This window comes from Candidatus Poriferisodalis sp. (assembly GCF_965198245.1).
GTDB lineage: Bacteria > Actinomycetota > Acidimicrobiia > Acidimicrobiales > Poriferisodalaceae > Poriferisodalis.
The window spans coordinates 2,238,303-2,255,691 of record NZ_OZ240249.1 but is presented as its reverse complement, the minus strand read 5'-3'; the positions used below and the strand labels follow the sequence as shown (position 1 = coordinate 2,255,691).

At 66.5% G+C, this 17,389-nt stretch carries 11 protein-coding genes and 1 pseudogene; 4 read left to right on the top strand and 8 right to left on the bottom strand.

The features are described from left to right. Positions 1-4 precede the first annotated feature (4 nt). The 7 genes and pseudogenes from ACOCMM_RS10390 to ACOCMM_RS10360 all read right to left on the bottom strand — a co-directional run. Positions 5-1,087: a DUF1295 domain-containing protein gene (locus ACOCMM_RS10390; protein ID WP_419553083.1), complete on the bottom strand. Its 1,083-nt coding sequence runs from the start codon at positions 1,085-1,087 to the stop codon at positions 5-7. Then, positions 1,084-1,827, bottom strand: coding sequence for an SDR family NAD(P)-dependent oxidoreductase (locus ACOCMM_RS10385; RefSeq protein ID WP_419553082.1), 744 nt, complete (start codon positions 1,825-1,827; stop codon positions 1,084-1,086). The genes ACOCMM_RS10390 and ACOCMM_RS10385 overlap by 4 nt, the downstream gene beginning before the upstream one ends. Before the next feature lie 107 nt (positions 1,828-1,934). Further along, positions 1,935-3,596 carry an amidohydrolase gene (locus tag ACOCMM_RS10380; RefSeq protein ID WP_419553081.1) on the bottom strand — a complete coding sequence of 554 codons (1,662 nt, stop codon included), beginning with the start codon at positions 3,594-3,596 and terminating at the stop codon, positions 1,935-1,937. A 113-nt stretch (positions 3,597-3,709) separates the two neighbouring features. Beyond that, on the bottom strand, positions 3,710-4,126 hold the full coding sequence (locus ACOCMM_RS10375) for a type II toxin-antitoxin system VapC family toxin (RefSeq protein ID WP_419553080.1): 417 nt from the start codon (positions 4,124-4,126) through the stop codon (positions 3,710-3,712). Then, the gene (locus ACOCMM_RS10370; protein ID WP_419553079.1) at positions 4,123-4,368 is read right to left on the bottom strand and encodes a hypothetical protein; all 246 of its coding nucleotides are present in this window, start codon (positions 4,366-4,368) and stop codon (positions 4,123-4,125) included. Before ACOCMM_RS10370 ends, ACOCMM_RS10375 begins: the two co-directional genes overlap by 4 nt. A 148-nt stretch (positions 4,369-4,516) precedes the next feature. After that, on the bottom strand, positions 4,517-4,783 hold the full coding sequence (locus ACOCMM_RS10365; protein WP_419553078.1) for a hypothetical protein: 267 nt from the start codon (positions 4,781-4,783) through the stop codon (positions 4,517-4,519). Continuing rightward, a pseudogene (locus ACOCMM_RS10360) lies at positions 4,725-5,000 on the bottom strand (LLM class flavin-dependent oxidoreductase); the annotation flags it as partial. The pseudogene ACOCMM_RS10360 and the gene ACOCMM_RS10365, both read right to left, overlap by 59 nt. A 95-nt stretch (positions 5,001-5,095) precedes the next feature. Here ACOCMM_RS10360 and ACOCMM_RS10355 point away from each other — a divergent pair. From ACOCMM_RS10355 to ACOCMM_RS10340, 4 genes are all read left to right on the top strand, one after another. Beyond that, complete coding sequence (locus tag ACOCMM_RS10355; protein WP_419553077.1) at positions 5,096-6,268, top strand: LLM class flavin-dependent oxidoreductase; 1,173 nt, start codon at positions 5,096-5,098, stop codon at positions 6,266-6,268. A gap of 76 nt (positions 6,269-6,344) precedes the next feature. Continuing rightward, positions 6,345-7,136, top strand: a complete 792-nt coding sequence (locus ACOCMM_RS10350; RefSeq protein WP_419553076.1) for an SDR family NAD(P)-dependent oxidoreductase — start codon at positions 6,345-6,347, stop codon at positions 7,134-7,136. 136 nt (positions 7,137-7,272) lie between these two features. Further along, positions 7,273-8,511: an acyl-CoA dehydrogenase family protein gene (locus tag ACOCMM_RS10345; protein WP_419553075.1), complete on the top strand. Its 1,239-nt coding sequence runs from the start codon at positions 7,273-7,275 to the stop codon at positions 8,509-8,511. Between the two features lie 197 nt (positions 8,512-8,708). Beyond that, positions 8,709-9,545: a phytanoyl-CoA dioxygenase family protein gene (locus ACOCMM_RS10340; RefSeq protein WP_419553074.1), complete on the top strand. Its 837-nt coding sequence runs from the start codon at positions 8,709-8,711 to the stop codon at positions 9,543-9,545. A 207-nt stretch (positions 9,546-9,752) separates the two neighbouring features. Here ACOCMM_RS10340 and ACOCMM_RS10335 read toward each other — a convergent pair whose 3' ends face one another. Then, a complete protein-coding gene (locus ACOCMM_RS10335; protein ID WP_419553073.1) occupies positions 9,753-17,132 on the bottom strand; it encodes a cadherin domain-containing protein in 7,380 nt (2,459 codons plus the stop codon). Between the last annotated feature and the right edge of the window lie 257 nt (positions 17,133-17,389).

Below are 17,389 nucleotides of genomic sequence, written 5' to 3'. Positions count from 1 at the left end.
TGCGTCAGTAGACCCGTGGCACGATGCGCCACGGCACCTTTGCGCGGTACTGCTCCCAGAGACTGCCGTACTTTCTTGCGCATCGTCGATCGTCGGCACGCTCCCGCGGGACCAGCAGCGCTACGTAGTACAGCGGGTACAGCCAAGGACCGAGCACCAGCGGCCAGCCGAGAGCCAGCGCTAAACCGGTCGCCATGGCAATCTCGCCGAGGTAGTTGACGTGCCGTGACAGACCCCAGAAGCCGCTGCACAGCACACGGCGCTCACTGTCTGTGAGCGTTCGGGGAGCCAGACCCAGAAATGCCCGTTCGGGGTCCTGCTTGAAACGGAACTTCTGCAGGTTCGCGCCCCGCGACAGGGTCCACCCGGCAAAGAACACCAGCGTCGCCGTGACCATCAGCCAGACGGGCATGTGCGGATTGGGGCGATCTGCCACCGACCACAAGCCCACTGCGTAGAAGAACGGATACCAGCAGAGGCAGCCCCACACGAGCTTGAACCCCACGCGTTCCGCGAAGAGGTCATAGGTGTAGAGGTGGACCTGCTCGAAGACGAGGTAGTCGCACACGAACCAGGTGAACAGCACGACGTAGAGCACGACTCCTGGCGATGGATCGTCGGGGTAGGCCATGAAGTGGTGGGCCGCGAACGAGAGCAGGTTGAGCTCGAGCAGGACGGCGCCCGCCAGATACAGGAACATCTTTGTGTCGGCGCGGCCGCCAAATGCCTGTGGGTTGATCCGGCGCCCGAGATAGAGCTCCGCCAGCAGGCCTCCTCCCCTGGAAGTCGCACTCAGCACCACCGCAGCCGATGCCAGCAAGCCCAGGATCAGAGCACCCGCAGCGCCCGCCCAGCGGTGCTGCCAGAACCAATCCCACGGCATGACGCCCGAGGAGCACGCGGTGATCCAGAGCCCTAACGTGACCACGAGCACCGGTAGACCGTTGAGTCGATAGCGCAGCACCTCACCGCTGTGCTCATCGCGCACGTATCCCGCCGCACGCCGCGCCGGCAGCGCTAGGTGCAGCACCCCGATGAGAGCAAGAACAGCCCAAGGCGCAAAGAAACCCGCCACGAGGTTGGTCACGTCAGGTGTCTCGTGTTCCTGCCGATAAGCCGGATCGCCGCCTTCCGAGAAAGGAGACGCCCCATGAGCACAGCCGTGATCCGGTTGACAAAGCCCGGCACCAGCCGCGGCCCTCGGCCGAGCCCATCGAGTGTTCGGCGCGCAGCCTCATCGGGAGACAGCATGCCGGGCACGTCGCGGCCGAACGATCGCATATACCCCGGGGTGCGCATCGCGCCGGCGCAGCAGGCGACAACGTCGATGCCGTGCGATCGCAGTTCGTACCAGAGCCCCTCGGCGAGAATGAGGTTGAACGCCTTGCTGGCCGCATAGACAGAAATGTGAGGTGTCCCTTGCAGGCCAGATAGCGATGACATCAGCACCACCGCGCCCCTGCCGCTGCTGCACATGAACGGCACCAGCGCGCGCAAGGCCAGCAGCGGTCCGCGCACGTTGACGTCCACCGCCTGGGAGATCTCCTCGTCGGGGGCTTCCAGGAACGGGCCCACCGGTGTGAACGCCGCGTTGTAGACGACGATCCCGAGGTCCAGCCCAGCGACAGCGTCGGCGAGCGCCCCGGCGAATGCGGGGTCGGCCAGATCCAGAACCACGCATCGAACTTCGACCCCGTGTTCGGCGATGAGCTGTTCAGCGCGTTCGGCCAGCAGGTCACCCCGGCGCGCCACCAGCACCAGGTTCATGCCGCGTACGGCGAGCTGAGTGGCGAACGCTGCGCCGAGCCCTTCCGAGGCACCGGCCACGACGGCCCACTTCCCGTATGTGCTCGCGAGGGAACGATCCCGCCCCAGCGATCTCCCAAAAACCGGCACCCGTCCTCCCGCGGTCAGGAATTGCCGCTTGCCTCAATTCACGATGTGGGCTCGCCTCCGAGCACAGTGTCGTGCACGGCAATGTCTCGCAGTGCCATCGGATCGACCTCGTAGGGATCGTCGTCAAGCACGGTGAAGTCGGCGAGCTTGCCGGCCTCGATCGAGCCCAACCGATCGTCGCGGGCCAGCACATGGGCTGCGTCGATGGTGATGGCGCGCAGTGCCCGATCCACTGAGATCCGCTCCCCCGGTGCCATCACGGTTTCGCCGTCTGCGCCCACTCGATTGACGGCACACCACGCAGCCAGCAGCGGCGACAGCGGCGTCACGACCAGATTGAAGTCGCTGTGCAGCGCAAACGTAGCGCCCGCCCGTACCAGCGAACCCAGTCGGGCCGTGGCCTCACTGCGGTCGGGGCCGAACCCGTGATCTGAATGCAGCTGCGCCCGGAAGTGCACGAAATAGACGTTCACGCTGGCGAGCCCGCCCAATGCCGCGAGCCGCTTCGCCTGCGCTGGTGTCGAGATGCAGTAGTGCTCGATCGTGAAGCGATGATCGAAGCGAGGGTGCTCGGCCTGAAGCGCAGCGAGCGTGTCCAGCGTCATGTCGACCGTGCGATCGCCGTTGGCGTGGGAGTGAATCTGAACGCCTGCCTGCCAGAACGGCCGCATCCGCTCCACCATGTCCTCCCATGGCACCTCACCGGTGTGGGCAGTGTCTTGGTCGAGGTAGCCCGGTGCGTTCATGACCAAGGTCATGGACGGGTAGGAGCCGTCGTTCACGTATTTCACGCCGTGGGTGTTCAGCCGATCGTCGCCCTCGGCCCGCTTCGCGGCCAAGAAGTCGAGCATGTCGCTGCCGTAGCTGCGCACCAGCTTCGGCTCGAAGGGAATCATGTAGATGCGCAGCGGGAACGTGCCATCGGCGATGGCCGCTGCATGGTCGTTCCATTCGGGTTCGAAGCCGTCCGCCATCCCCCACATCAGGTCTGCCGTGGTGGTGACACCGGCTGCCCGGGTGACCGCACCCATGCGATCGATGGCCGCACGGCCAGTACCCGGTCCGTACACCGAAGCGGCAACCGGGCGCGTCGCCCGGGCCGTTGCCTCGGTCTCCACGAACCAGCCATTCAGCCGACCGTCGGGATAGCGGCCCAGTCCGTGGCCGATGCTGTCATCGTCGACGCCGATGAGCTCCAGCATCGGGGAGTTCACATAGACAATGTGCGGCGCGTACGCGCAGACCCACATCGGCACGGTGTCGCTGATCTCGTCGAGCATGTCGCGGTCGAGGTGGCCGTCCTGGCTGGCGGGGTCGTAGCCCCAGGCGGTCAGCGGCTCGCTGGGATCGGCGTGCTCGGCGACCAGTGCCCGCAGTTGGTGCAGCACTGCGTCACGGCTCGGCAGTCCCTTGCGCAGCCCGGTCGGCGACGCCGAGTCGATCGGGCCGACGTAGTGCAGGCCCATGTAGGTGCCGCTGAGGCGCAGGTGGGTGTGCGGGTCGATGAAGCCCGGAAGGATCACCTTGCCGGCGTAGCGATCGTCGACATCGAAGGGGTAACGCCGCAGCCACGGTTGCATCGATTCCATTGACCCCACCGACACGATGCGACCGTCTGCGACGGCGACGGCGCTGCCATGAGGTCTGCCGGGATCCATCGTGTGAATCCGGGCCGCCGGGTACACGGTGATGCGTTCCATGCAACCCCCAATCAGGTCATAGTGGAAATGGTCTGCTCGGACCGCGATGGTGCCTCACGCTCAAAGCGCGGGTAGTCGGTTGAGCATTTCGCAAGGCCCGCACCGACAGTCTCCTAACTGTGAACGACGAATGCCTGCCGTCGGCCGAGGCCGAAGCGGTAGATCGAGAAGTCGGCGTCGAGGGCCACGGCCTCCCGGATGCCCAGCCGCTGCATGATCGCCCAGCTCGTGCGATCAACCAGAGAGAACCGTTGGTCAGCAAACGCCTCGCCGATGCTTGCCGCTGCCTCAAGATCTGCGACGATCGCCGGCTCGATGCGGGCAATGCCCATGCGGATCCCGTTCACGAGTCTCTCCGCGACGGCGATCCCGAGGCGCCTCGTGGCAAGGAACCAAGTCTCGACGATGACATGGTCGCTGGTCACCAACACGCCAGCGAACTCCTCGAGTCGACGTGCTGCCCTCACATGACCGGCGTCGTCGACGTCTGCGGCTGCGTACCACGCTGAGGTATCGACGAAGACGCTCACTCGCGACTGCGGAGCGTCGCTACCGCCTCTGCCACAGCCATCACCGTGCCTTCAGCGGCAATGTCGCTACCTCCCGAACTCCCGATGCCGACGATGGCTGAAACATCAGCATTGGTATCGACCCTGCCGAGGTCGCGATCGACCAAGCGCCGGATGTACTCGGCCATCGTGATCCCCAAAGAGGCCGCCTTCTGTTTCACCTGCACATGTTGCTCTGGTTCCAAGGCGATCTGTGTACGCATGATGTTACATCATAACAGCACTCACGCCCGTCCACAGCTCGCAGGACCGTGTTGCAGTGCGAAAGCCAAATGCTGCCGCCATCCGAGGTCCAACGACGAGGGACCGCGCCGGAAGTTCCGGCTGGGTTGTTGCCGAGATCGAGCCCGCTCAGGTCACCGAGGTGATGAAGGTCTCCAGCGCCTCGATGTGCTCTGCGGTGCTCTGGCAGTTCGCAGCGGGGTTGCCACCCCACTCGCACGTCGTGCTCTGGCAGTTGACGGAGAAGTGCGTGAAGCCAGCGTTACGGGCCTCGGCGACCAGCCCTGTCCACCGATCCGGGCCGATGCCGTAGTTGGCCTCGGCCTCAAGGGCGAAGTCAGCCGGGTCGCGGCCTTGGGCTGCGAGCATTTCCCGCAAGGTCTCCGCCAGCGCCACCGTGTCCGGCCCCGAGTCGCCGAACGTGAACCTGTCCCCCCCATCGGGCAGCCCGTCGCAAAGCGGCAGGCGTGTAGCCGCCGAACCAGATCGGGATGCGGCGGGCGGACCGCGGCCGGATGCCGGCCCGGTCGATCCGGTGAAACTCGCTCGTGTAGTCGATGACGTCGTGCTCCCAGAGCGCACGGATGACCGTGATCTGATCGTCGAGCAGGGCGCCGCGCCGCTCCTAGTCGGTGCCGAGCGATTCGGCGGCTTGGGCCCAGCCGTGCCCTGGAGGCATGAGCCGGGCGGGACGCGTACCTTGGTGGCGTGCCGTTGTCGGTGATCGGGATGATCGGCGTGTCGCCGCCCAAGGACGACTCGACCGTGCACGTCATCGAGGGCGGGCTGTCCCGCCAATTCCTCGAGGACTTCAGCCGAGCACACGATGAGGCCGGCTTCGACCTGGTGCTGGTGGGCTACACCTCGACGTCGGCCGACGGGTGGTCGGTGGCAACCCACGCGGCTTCGGTGACCGAGCGTCTCGGCTACCTCGTCGCACACCGGCCGGGCTTCGTAGCCCCCACGCTCGCAGCCCGCAAGGCGGCGACGTTCGACCAGCTCAGCGGCGGCCGCTTCGCCCTGCACATCATCGCCGGGGCCAGCGACAAGGACAATCAGCGCGACGGCGACTACCTGCCGAAGGCCGATCGGTACGCCCGCGCTGGCGAGTACATCGACGTCATGCGCCGGACGTGGACGGCGACGGAACCGTTCGACCACGAAGGGGCCTATTACCGATTCAGCAATGTGCGCGCAGACGTGCAGCCCCTCCAGCAGCCTTCACCACCGATCTTCTTCGGGGGTTCCAGCGGTGAGGCGCTGGAGATGGGGGCCGAGCGCTGCGATGTGTACGCCGTCTACGCCGAGCCCCGCGCCGCCATCGCCGAACGCTTCGACGACTTCCGCCGCCGGGCCGCCGCCTACGGACGCGCGCCGCGTTTCTCGATCAGCGTGCGGCCCATCTTGGGTGACACCGAAGGCGAGGCTTGGGACCGTGCTCATCGCATCTTGGGCGGCATCGAGGCTGCCGGCACAGACAAGCTGACCGTGGCGGGCAGTCATCGGGGCAAGCCCTACGACCACGGCGGCGAACGAATGCTGGCCTATGCCGCTGCGAGCGACGTGCACGACGAGCGGCTCTGGCTCAAGATCGCCGAGGCCACCGGCGCTCCTGGCAACACTTCGTGCCTCGTTGGCACGCCAGAGCAGGTGGCCGAAGCCATCCTGCGCTATTACAAGCTCGGACTGCAACCCGGGGGCGGACTCAGCGACGTGGGTTACGTGCTGATCCGGGGGTTCGATCCCTTCAACGACGCCGTGGACTTCGGCCGCGAGCTGATCCCGCGGATCAAGGCTGGCGTGGCGGAGCTCGATGCGGCATCGGACCACAGCGAGGCGGCTGAAGATTCCGGAGTGGCTGCCTTGGCCGCTGCCGATTGAGGCATCGGGCCGACAACAGGCCCACCGGACGATCGAACACCGCACAATCAGACCATCGAAATTGAGGGAGGAACCCATGCTGGACTTGGATCTTTCGGGGCGGGTAGCACTAGTGACCGGCGGCTCGAAGGGCATCGGCAGAGCGTCGGTGCAACTGATGGCCGATCACGGTGCGACGGTCGGCTTCTGTGCTCGCGGCCCGCAGGCGGTCTTCGATCTCGACAACTACCAACCCCGGTCGGGGACCGGGTCAGTACACGGGTACTTCGGCGACATGTCTGAGACGGATGCCGTGGAGGAGATACTCGAAGTTGCCGCGGATCAGATGGGTCCGATCGACATCCTCGTCAACAACGTCGGCGCCTCGCCGTCGCGCAACTTCCTGTACATGTCCGACGACGACTGGACCGACCTGCACCAACTCAACCTCATGTCGGCAGTGCGCTGCACCCGGTTCTGCCTGCCGCACATGCGCGAGCAGAAATGGGGTCGGATCATCATGATCGCCAGTGGCGCCGCCTTCTTCCCCAACGCAGCGCTCATCGACTATGCCGCCACCAAGGCAGCCATGGTTGCCACCGCCAAGGCTCTGGCGGGTAAGTACGGCGCCGACAACGTGCTCACCAACACGGTCATCCCCGGGCTCATCCGCACCGACATGTGGGAACGGGCAGCCGCCGAGATCGCAGAGTCGAACAACACTGACGCCGAGGCGATCTTCGCCCGGAACTCCACCGGCGTCCCCCTCGGCCGCTACGGCACCGCCGAAGAAGTTGCTTCGGGCGTGGTCTTCTTGGCCAGCAGCGCTGCCAACTACATCAACGGCACCTGCCTGACGATCGACGGCGGGGCCGGCACCCACGTCTGAGCCGGCTGCGATCTGAATCGGCCAACCCCGAGAAACGCGGCTCCAAAACTCCGTACAGCCGCGGGCTAGCTTCAGGGCACACGGGCGCCCGCTACTTTCTGGGCGCGAACCGCACGCACAGGACTGGAGCGAGACAATGGCGCACGCCTACACCAAGAAGGGCCTCGAGACGCAGGAGGCTGTGCAGTCGTTCATGGACGACCACATTTATCCCAACGAGCAGGAGTACCACGAGCAGTACGCCGAGCTCGCCGCCGCGGGAGACGTGCACGCCACGCCGGCGATCATGGAGAAGCTCAAGGCCGCTGCCCGCGAACGTGGGCTGTGGAACCTGTTCATCCCCCACCTCGACCCGCAAGCGCCCGGCACCAAGCTGTCCAACCTGGACTACTCGCCGATTTCAGAACAGCTCGGCAAGGTGACGTTCAGCTCCGAGGCGCTGAACTGCTCCGCGCCCGACACCGGCAACATGGAGATCCTGAATCTGTACGGCTCCGAGCGGGTCAAGCAGCAGTATCTGGCTCCGCTGCTCGAAGGCGAGATCCGGTCCACCTTCTCGATGACCGAGCCCGAGGTCGCCAGCTCTGACGCTTCCAACATCCGCCTGCGGATCGACCGCGACGGCGACGATTACGTGCTGAACGGCCGCAAGTGGTTCTCCTCAAATGCGCTGCGGCCCGAGTGCCAAGTGCTGATCGTGATGGGCAAGAACGACCCTGACGGGCCGCGTCACCGCCAGCAGTCCATGATCGTGGTCCCCCGGCATGCCGAGGGCATCTCGGTGGAACGCGACCCGCGGGTGTTCGGCTTCCATGACCGGGGCGGTCACCCTGAGCTGGTCTACGAGAACGTGCGCGTGCCCGAGGACCACATCCTGGGCGGCGAGGGCGAGGGCTTCGCCATCAGCCAAGCCCGCCTGGGCCCTGGCCGTATCCACCACTGCATGCGATCAATCGGCGTGGCCGAGCGTGCGCTGGAATGCATGTGCCTTCGCGCGCTCGAACGCGAGACCTTCGGCAAGTCGGTCGCCCAGCAGGGCCTGATCCAGGACTGGATCGCCGATGCTCGCATCGAGATCGACCAGGCCCGCGAGTACGTGCTGCACGTGGCACACCTCATGGACACGATCGGCAACAAGGCTGCGGCTCAGGAGATCTCCGGCATCAAGGTGGCCGTGCCGAACATGGCGCTCAAGGTGATCGACCGCGCCATCCAAGTGCACGGTGCTGGCGGCGTTACCCAGTTCTTCCCGCTGGCCGAGATGTACGCCCACATGCGCACGCTGCGGATCGCGGACGGCCCCGACGAGGTTCACAAGATGACCATCGCCCGCCGCGAACTCCGCCGCCACGATCCCGACTTCAGGATGCGTTAGCACATCCGAAACATCAGACACAGCCGATGAGCTGGTGCCGTGCCAGCAAACGCTTGCCGGTGTGGCGCTTCTCTGTGCAAAATCACTCGCTCAGCGAACATTTCTGCACAGAGAACTGATCCTGTCGAGGCTGGCGCGAGGCATTCAGCCCGCCTCAACCACGCAAACGTTTGTGGCCACGGAACTAAGTTGGCGCGATGCTCGCAGTTGGCGATGTGGAGTCGTTCTACGCCGACGGCTTCGTCACGGTCGACGCGCTGATCGACCGGGCTCTGGTCGATCCCCTGAAAGAGCGGTTCGAGCGGCTGTTCCGCGGCGATTTCGAGACGGGCATCTCTCCAGACGAAGTCAACTGGCTCGAAGACCGCAGTGATCCGACGCTGACGCGCCAGATCTGCAATGGCTGGAAGGCCGACAGGCTCATTGCGTCGACTGTGCTCGACGCTCGCCTGGGTGAGGCCGTTGCCAAGTTGGCCGGCTGGCCCGGTGCTCGCATCGTCCAGGACAATGTGCTGTGGAAGCCGCCAGGAGCCCGGTCGCTGGGATTCCATCGCGACAACGCCTACCTGTCCTGGTACACGCCGACGGAGATGTTCTCGTGCTGGATCGCTCTGGACGACACGGTGGCGGGCGGAGGCACCTTGGAGATTGCGCGGGGCTCGCATCGCTGGCCTACCGCAGGCGACCTGTTCGGGGAGTTTCATGCCCCCGACGACTACCGGGCCCCGGTCGCGGCAGCCGCTGAAGCCGCGGGCGTCGAGTTAGACATCGCGCCGGTCGAAGTGACCGCGGGAGGCGGGTCATTCCATCACGGCTGGGCCTGGCACGGCTCGGGGCCCAACAGCTCCGACCGTCACCGGCGAACCCTGGTGCTGCACTGCGCCAGCAGCGACGCCCGGTTCAACCGGGACGGCTTCGGCGAGGGCAACGGACCCATCTACTCCCGCTACGCCCGCCTCGCCGACGACGAGATGGACGAGAACCACTTCCCGATCCTGTGGCGCAACGACGGATACCGAACCCCCGGCATTTAGGGGCGGCGCGGATAGGTGACGTCTAGGAAAGTTGCTCACGCCTTCTTTGTGCAAATTTGCCGTCTGTGGCGGCATTTCTGCGCAAAGTCGAGAACCGCGGGGCTGCCCGACATCGCCGCCTATCCGCTAGGGCTCTTAGCTCGGTGACCACAAGTCATTGCGTCGTAGCGGCGACCCTCGGCGTGGTGCCGTGTGTGGTTGGGGTCCCTATGACGGTCCGAGCGCTCGGCGTGCGATGGCTGCGGCGGTCTGGGTTCGGGTGGCTCCGCTGTGTCGCAGCACGGTTGCGTCGGGCAGGATTGCGCGGGTCTGATCCTTCACTGCTGCGGTGATCGCGGCGGGCCCGCCGATGAACACCACTCTGGTCGGCCGGTAGTCGCGCAGTATCTCGGCGGCTTCGACCGAGAGTCGCCCACCTTCGGTGTAGAGCACCGCGGAACCCGCGGTGCGCGCCGAGAGCGCGGCTGCGGCGCCGATGTCGGGCGGACTCCAGCCATTGGCCACGATGATCGTCAGCTCACCGGTTGGTGCCGCGAGGTGCGGGCCCAAGAACCTCCGGGCCACCCCTGCGGCTGTTGCGGTTCTGGTGGCGCCGCTGACGCGCTCAATGATCGCACCGGGCACGGCGTTGCTCATTTGCGACACTGCGGCAGGCTCCACGGCGGCCTCGCCGCCCACGATGAGCACGCGGGCCGGTCGGTAGTCGCGCAGCAGTCGCTGTGTCGCATCGGGCAAAGCGCCCGATGTGGTGTAGGCGACGGCTGAGCGAGGTGTGCGTGCAGAGAGTGCCGCGGCCACGCCGATGTCGGCGGGGCTCCAGCCGTTCGCGATGATCACGGTCGCCCCGCCCGCCTCGGAGGCGTCCAGGATCCGTCGCGCGACGCTGGCTGCGGTGTCCGATCGTGTCGCGCCGGTGATCCGCTCAACCGAGTCCGATTCCGAGGCGCGCCGCATCGAGGTCAGCGCTGCGGCGCTCACAGCGGTCTCGCCCCCCACCACGATCACGCCCGCAGGCAGATAGTCGACCAGCAAATCGCGTGCAGCCACTGACAATCGGTCGCCTGCGGTGTAGATCACCGCAGAGTCCGGCGTGCGTGCCGACAGCGCTGACGCGACACCGATATCAGACGGACTCCATCCACTGGCCACGATCACCACCGCAGTGCTCGGCTCGAAACCGCCGCCGCCTCCACCACCACCGCCACCGCCAGCGCCTCCACCGCCACCACCCCTGAGGGGCCCTGTTCCCGGCGTGGTTCGTGGGGCGGTGACGGTCACGATGACGGTGGTGCTGGCTCTGGCACCGTGGGGGTCGGTTGCTTGGACTCTGAGTCGGTAGCTGGGCTGGGTTCGGCGGTCCGGCACCGTGTCGGGCCCGACGCCGATCTGGCCGCTGCCAGAGTCGATGGTGAACGACGGCGCATCGACTTCGAAGAGGCGGTACGTGAGCGGTTCAGCGTCGACGTCGGTGGCAGTCACCGGGTGGCCCACTGGTGCTGCGGCTGAGGCGCCTTCGGCGATCGTGCGTGTTGTGGACGCTGTCGGGAACTTGGGCTGGTCGTTGACCGCGTTGACGGTCACGGTCACCGTCGTCTCGTCGCTCAGACGGCCGTCGGAAACGACGTACGTGAAGATGTCTCTGCCGTTGAAGTCGCTTGTGGGGGTGTAGGCGAGGGTGTTGTCGGCCTCGACGCTGACACGTCCGTGCAAAGACGCGTCGCCGAGTGCCACGGTGAGGATGTCGCCGTCGGGGTCGGCGTCGTTGGTCAGCACTGCGATGACCACTCGACTGTCCTCAGCGGTGACGGCGGTGTCCTCTGCGGCGACGGGCGGCTCGTTGACGTCGGTGATCCTGATGATGACGGTGACGTCGTCGCTGGCGCCTGAGGGGTCCGCAGCGGTGACGGTGACGGAGTAGGGCCTGCCGGCGGACTCGTGGTCCAGCACCGCGGCTGAGCCGACACGGATCTGGCCTGTGGAACCGTCAATGGTGAACAGGTCGTCGTCTGGAACCGACAGCGTGTAGATGAGCCTGTCGGCATCGCCGGAATCGCTGTCGGTGGCTGTGACCGTCGCACCCACAGCGGTGCCCGGCGGCGAGTTCTCCGCGACCGAGCGCGCGACGGGATCGTCGCCGAAGTCCGGCGCGTTGTTGAGCGCTATGGGCGCGGCGCGCACGGGGTAGGCAGTTTCCGCCGCCACGGTGTCAGTGCCGGTGCCGGTGCCGTCGAGGTAGGAGACCTCGACTCGCAGGCGATAGCGCTCGTCGGCGGCCACAGGTGTGTAGCTGCCGGTCGTCGCTCCCGCGATGTCGCCCCAGGGGCCGCCGCCGAGGCGGCGCTGCCACGTCCACTCCTGTGCCGCCAAGAAGCCGTCGGGATCGACGACCGCGGCCCCCACAGGTGTGCCGACCTGGGGTTGCGGCGGCGACAGCACCAACATGCCGGGCTCGTCCACATCGTCGACCGTGACCAGCACATCTCTCACGACGAGATCGCTGGCACCGGCACGAGCCTGGACCTGCACCACATACTCGTTGTTGTTGTCGTCGTCGTCGGGATGCTCAAAATCCGGCGGGCGCTCGAAGCTCACCACACCGCCGCTGCTGATCCTGAACACGGCAGCGTCGACAGCGCCCAGCGACCATCTGATGGTTGCCCGCTCAGGATCTGTCGCGGTGAACGCGGCCACCGGTGCCATGTCGTTCTCGTCGTAGCTGAACTCGAAAGACCCCGAGACGCTGGCAATGATGGCCGGCTCGTCGACATCGGTGACCGTCACTGTCACGTGATGGCTGGTGGTGCCCTCGCTGTCGGAGGCCTGCACCGCGACGTCATAGACGTTGTCGGCGCCGGCGTCGGCTCGCATCTCGAAGTCCGGCGGAGAGCGGAACCCCAACTCGCCGGCGGCGGTGTCGAACCGGAACCGAGCGGCATCCGCGCCGCCCAGCGACCAAGTGACCGGATCGCCCTCGGCGTCGGTCGCGGTGAATGTGGCCACTGCCGCATTCCCGTTCTCTGCGAACCGCACATCGCTCGGTCCCATCACCATCGGCAGCTCGTTCTCGTCGATCACCGTCACCGTGACCGTCGCGACGGACTGACCGTCGTGCAGAACCGCAAGCACTACCGCCTCGCCGTCGTCCTCCACCTCGTCGATGGCCGCCGCGATCCCAAAACTCGTCGACCCCGCACCAGCCCCGAGCGTCAACTCATAGGGCGCCACCAGCTCAGTGCCGTCGGAATCGGTCAGCACGAAGTCATCGCCGACAGCGGCACTGCCTGCCACACTCACCGACAGACTCTGGGCCTGAGCGAAGGTGACCCCGCCGGTGTCAACCGTCACCGTCACCTCGGCGCCCTCGACAATCGCAGGGAGGCCCACGGACACCCCGAAGCGCACAACGTCGTTGTCCCACACGGCGACCGTGGCACGGTTGGGCGAGCCGGTCACATACCTCGCCGGGCTCGCGGTATCAGCGCGCACCAGTGCTGTCACCGTCGCTGGGTCCTCCACGACGGAGTCGTCGACGGTCCCCGCTCGCACCTCCGCTGTGCTCTGGCCGGCTGCGAACGTCACCGTCGACGCCGACGCGCCGCTGAGGATCCCGCCGGTCGCGGTCACCTCGACGCTCACGGTGAGCGCCTCGGTCAACGGGGTTCCCAGCGTGGCGGAGCGTGCCAGCGTGAACACCGCATCGTCGCCCTCGGTCACGGTCCCGCCTCCGGTGATCGTCACCTCGGGCGTGCCCAAGTCGCTGGCAGGCACAGTGACGGTGCGCGACCCGATCAGCGCGCCCGTCGACGCCAGCCGGGCGCTCAACACGACAGTCTCGGCCAGCTCGGCATCAGAATCGTCCACCGCCCTCAACCCTGCTGTGACCGATGTGGCGCCCGCCGCCAGCGTGACCGAGTAGGGCGCCGAAAGCGTCCGGTTCACCGAGTCCGTGAGCACGAAGTCGTCCCCGGCGTCAGCCGACCCGGCCGCTGCGATGCCGATGGCCTGGTCCGCCGCGAACGTGACGCCGTTGGTGACGGCGAACGTCAGCTCAGTCTCGCCCCCCTCAGCGACCTCGTTGCTCGCGGCGCTGAACCCGATCACAGCCGTGTCGGTGTCGGTGATCGTGACCGTCGTCTCAGCGTTCATACCCGCCGAGAATCCCGACGCCAACGCGCCAAAGCTCAGCACCACCGTCTCGGAACCTTCCACCACGGCATCGTCTCCCGCGTCGAACGACACCGTCTTGCGGGTCTCGCCAGCCGCGAAGCTCACACCGGAAGCCACCGTGAACTCGCCGAACGAGGCGCTGAGGGCCGACGCGACGATCGGCACCTCGATCTCCAACCCGCCGCCGTGAGCTCTGCTCAGCTCCACCGACACCTGCAGTGTCGCGCCCTCAGCCACGCTGTACGAGGCGGCACCGAACGTCACCGTCACCGGCGGGCCGATTACCACAGCCGGGGGCACGCTCGCCAGCATCATGCCGTCGGCTGCGCAGACACCGCCATCGTCACACGCCTCGCCGGCGACGAACGCGACGGAGATGGCGCCCGCACCCGCTGGAGCCAGCGTCACCAAGTACGCATTCGCCGCCTCGCCCGCCACCAGATGAGGCACCACCGTTGTGACCGTCGCGCCTTGAACGCTCAACGACGGGCTGGACTTTGCGAAGTCCGCCACCGGCCGGTTGAACGCCACCGCCACCTGCGGGGCATCGCCCACCCCGGAATGGGCCACCGACGTGTAGCTGCCCGCCAGTACCCGCGCCTCGGGCGGCGCAGGAGCCCGCGCCAACGCTTCCGGCGCCATGACCGTGGCCTTGTTGGTGCGGGTACCGCCCACTGACAGCCATTCGCTGCCGGTGTCCGGATCCACTTGGGTGAACACGTCAGAGGTAGCGGCGAAGGGGACGGTTCGATTCGCGCCTCCCCAGCTGATCAGCCAATGGCCGTTGCCCAACCCCTCGATGTGCCCGCCCCGATAGCCCAGTTCGCTCTTGGTGCCGTGCAGCGAATGGTCGCGCACGAACACCGCCTCGCCGTTGTCGAGATCGAGGGCGTACTCCAGGCCGCGGCTGTACATGTCGTTCTCCCGGAGCAGATTCTGAAGCGTCCAGGGGTTCTTGGTGCACTCCACGCCATTGTCGTAGAGGATCAGGTTGCCGTTGGGCAGCAGCGACGACGCGTGCTGGCCGCAGAACTGCTTCTCGGGGTCGCCGATGATGTCCAGCGGCGGCGGCCCGATGTCGCGCTCGGCCCACTCGGCGTCGCTCAGGTTCGAGGGCCCCACCCTCCAGAGGACATCGCCGGTCACGGCGTCGATGGCCAGAACTCTCGAGCATCCCCGCATCGACGCGATGATGCGCCCGTCGGCCATCTGCATGGTGTTCAGATGCGCATAGTCGCCTTTGACGGGCGGGAACCGGTGCTGCACGCAGTCCTCGAGAGCCATGTGGTCCCACGAGTTCCATCTGAACGTCTCGCTGCCGCCCGGGGTGACGATCTGGATGACCGAGTCCTCCACATAGACATCAGTCCCGAAGGGCGCGCCGCTGCTGTCGTCGAATGTGAGATAGGACGGGTCGCGCTCAGCCCCCTGATAGGCCATCAGCATGTAGTTCCCGTTGTCGAGCAGCCGGAAGTCATGGCCGTCCTGGCGTGTCAGGGGCGGCACCGTTCTCGCCACTGCGAGCTCGTCCAGGTTCTCGTCGAGAATCCAGGTCAATCGACGCTGGTAGGAGTAGCGGGGCTCGCCGTTGATGTCGGGATAGAACCGGAAATACCCGCCGGCCGCCTGGCCGACGCGGCGAAGCACGCGGGGAACCCCGTTGTGGTCCATGACGATCAAGTGATTGCTCTGCGAGAAGAGGATCAGCTCGTCGAGCGCGCCCGCCTCGCCCAGCGGCTTGTGGACCAGGATCGGCCGCACCTCGTCAGCGAAACAGTGCACGACGTAGTGGGTCACAGCGCCCTGCGCGTTGGAAAGGGCGACGCGCACCGAGCTGGTGCCTGTCACCGGCACCGTCGCGGTCACCGCGACGCCCGCGCCTGCATTGGCAACTTGGGTGCCGTCCACCGAGATCCGGCTCGTCGCATCAGCGGGGTGCATCGTCAACGTCATCGTGTCGGTGTCGTTGCAGCCCACGGAGTAGTGCAGCGTCTGCGCATCGAAGGCCGGCCGCATCTGCCGCCAGGCGTCCGCTCCGATGGCCAAATCCGAGTCGTCGGTGCTCACCGACAGGCCGCTGAGCTGAGCCGCCGCCGCAACCTCGGTCGCCGTCGCCTGGGCGTGCGCATCGCTGCCGTGGTTGTCGCTGTAGGACACGCCGACCCGCAAGAAGCTGCCTGCATCGGCCGCCGCCGGCGTGTAGCTCGACCCCTCCGCCCCCGCGATCGCGGCCCACTCGTTGTACCCGACGCTGCGTTCCCACACCCACGTCGCCGAGTCGTCGACCACACCGTCGGGATCGTCCAGCGCCGCGGTGACGGCCACGCCCGTTCGGGGACGCTTCGTCGACAACGACACCGCACCGTCCTCGTCCGCGTCGGTCACCGTCACCGTGACACTCAACGCCGTATCAGCCGTCGCCGAAGCTGACGAAGCCAGAAGCGTCACCACATAGGCGTTGTCGTTGTCGCTGTCGACCGGCACCTCAAAATCGGGCGGCTTCGCGACGATCACCGGCGCCACCGGGTCAAGGTCGAACCGCAGCGCCCCCGACGGCTCGTCGATGCTGAAGTGCGCCGCGTCGTCACCCCCCAGCGTCCAGGTGATGCCGTCACGGTCCTGCGACGACGATGCCGTGAACGTCGCCACCTTCGACCAGCCGTTCTCCGCGAAGCTCACCTCCGAGGATCCTTGGGCCGCCTCGAGCTCAATGACATTCCTCAACGTCACCGACACATCCGCGGTGACGTCGTTCGTCCCGTCGCTCACCTGCACTGTCAGCTCATAGATGCCGTCGGCGCCGATGTCGTCGGGTTCCTCGTAGTCGGGGGCCGCGTCGAAGGCCAACACCCCCGACTCGCTCAACACGAACCTGGCTGCGTCCGCGCCGCCCGCCACAGTCCAGACCAGATCGGACTCAGCCGTGTTGTGGTCCGTGGCGCCAAGCGTGGCTATCGACGTCGCGCCCTCGTCGACCTCATACGAATCAGCGCTCGTGATCGTCGGCGCGCCCGGGAACCCGGGCAGCGGCACACCGCTGAAATCGAGCGTCGCGGTCGCTGGCATCGAATAGATACCGGACCACGCCGAAGTACCCGCCGAGTTGACCGCCCGGATCCGCACCTCGATGCGGCGTTCGTTCTCCAGCCCGTCGAGGATCACGCTCGACCCGCTGAATATCGCCAAGATCCCCTGTGTCGCGCTGGGCAGCCTCAGCCAGCCCTGACCGTCGAAGTACTCGACCTCGTAGGAATCAGCGTCCGCAGCATCGTCCCAATCCAGCGACACCCTGCCGTAATGCAATGCCACACCAGCGATGTTCTGCGGAACCTCTGGAACATCGTCTGAAGCCGCGGCGGCCTGCCCCACCGTCAAGTGCCCGACAGCCAACACCGCTACCAGCGCTGCCAGGGCGAACACGTTCCAGCCAACGCTCCGGCCGGAACCGCCCGTTGCACGCCGTGTCAGCGCACCGAGCATCTGGACACGCCGCTCCCGGACGTCACGCTCATCGCAACAACCTCACCACGACCCAAGTATCTCGCACTATGTTCAATTATTAGTGCGTTATGTTCATATATGCGAACCACTTCGGCGAGGGCAACCGACCCTTCTGCTCCCGTTCAGCAATCTGCCGACCGGACGATGCGTGGATGCCGATTGCTTGCTTTTTCGGG

Bases quoted from the DNA above. Each gene is read 5' to 3' on its own strand.
- ACOCMM_RS10345 (WP_419553075.1), top strand. From the start codon at position 7,273: ATGGCGCACGCCTACACCAAGAAGGGCCTCGAGACGCAGGAGGCTGTG.
- ACOCMM_RS10370 (WP_419553079.1), bottom strand. From the start codon at position 4,368: ATGCGTACACAGATCGCCTTGGAACCAGAGCAACATGTGCAGGTGAAA.
- ACOCMM_RS10340 (WP_419553074.1), top strand. From the start codon at position 8,709: ATGCTCGCAGTTGGCGATGTGGAGTCGTTCTACGCCGACGGCTTCGTC.
- ACOCMM_RS10350 (WP_419553076.1), top strand. From the start codon at position 6,345: ATGCTGGACTTGGATCTTTCGGGGCGGGTAGCACTAGTGACCGGCGGC.
- ACOCMM_RS10380 (WP_419553081.1), bottom strand. From the start codon at position 3,596: ATGGAACGCATCACCGTGTACCCGGCGGCCCGGATTCACACGATGGAT.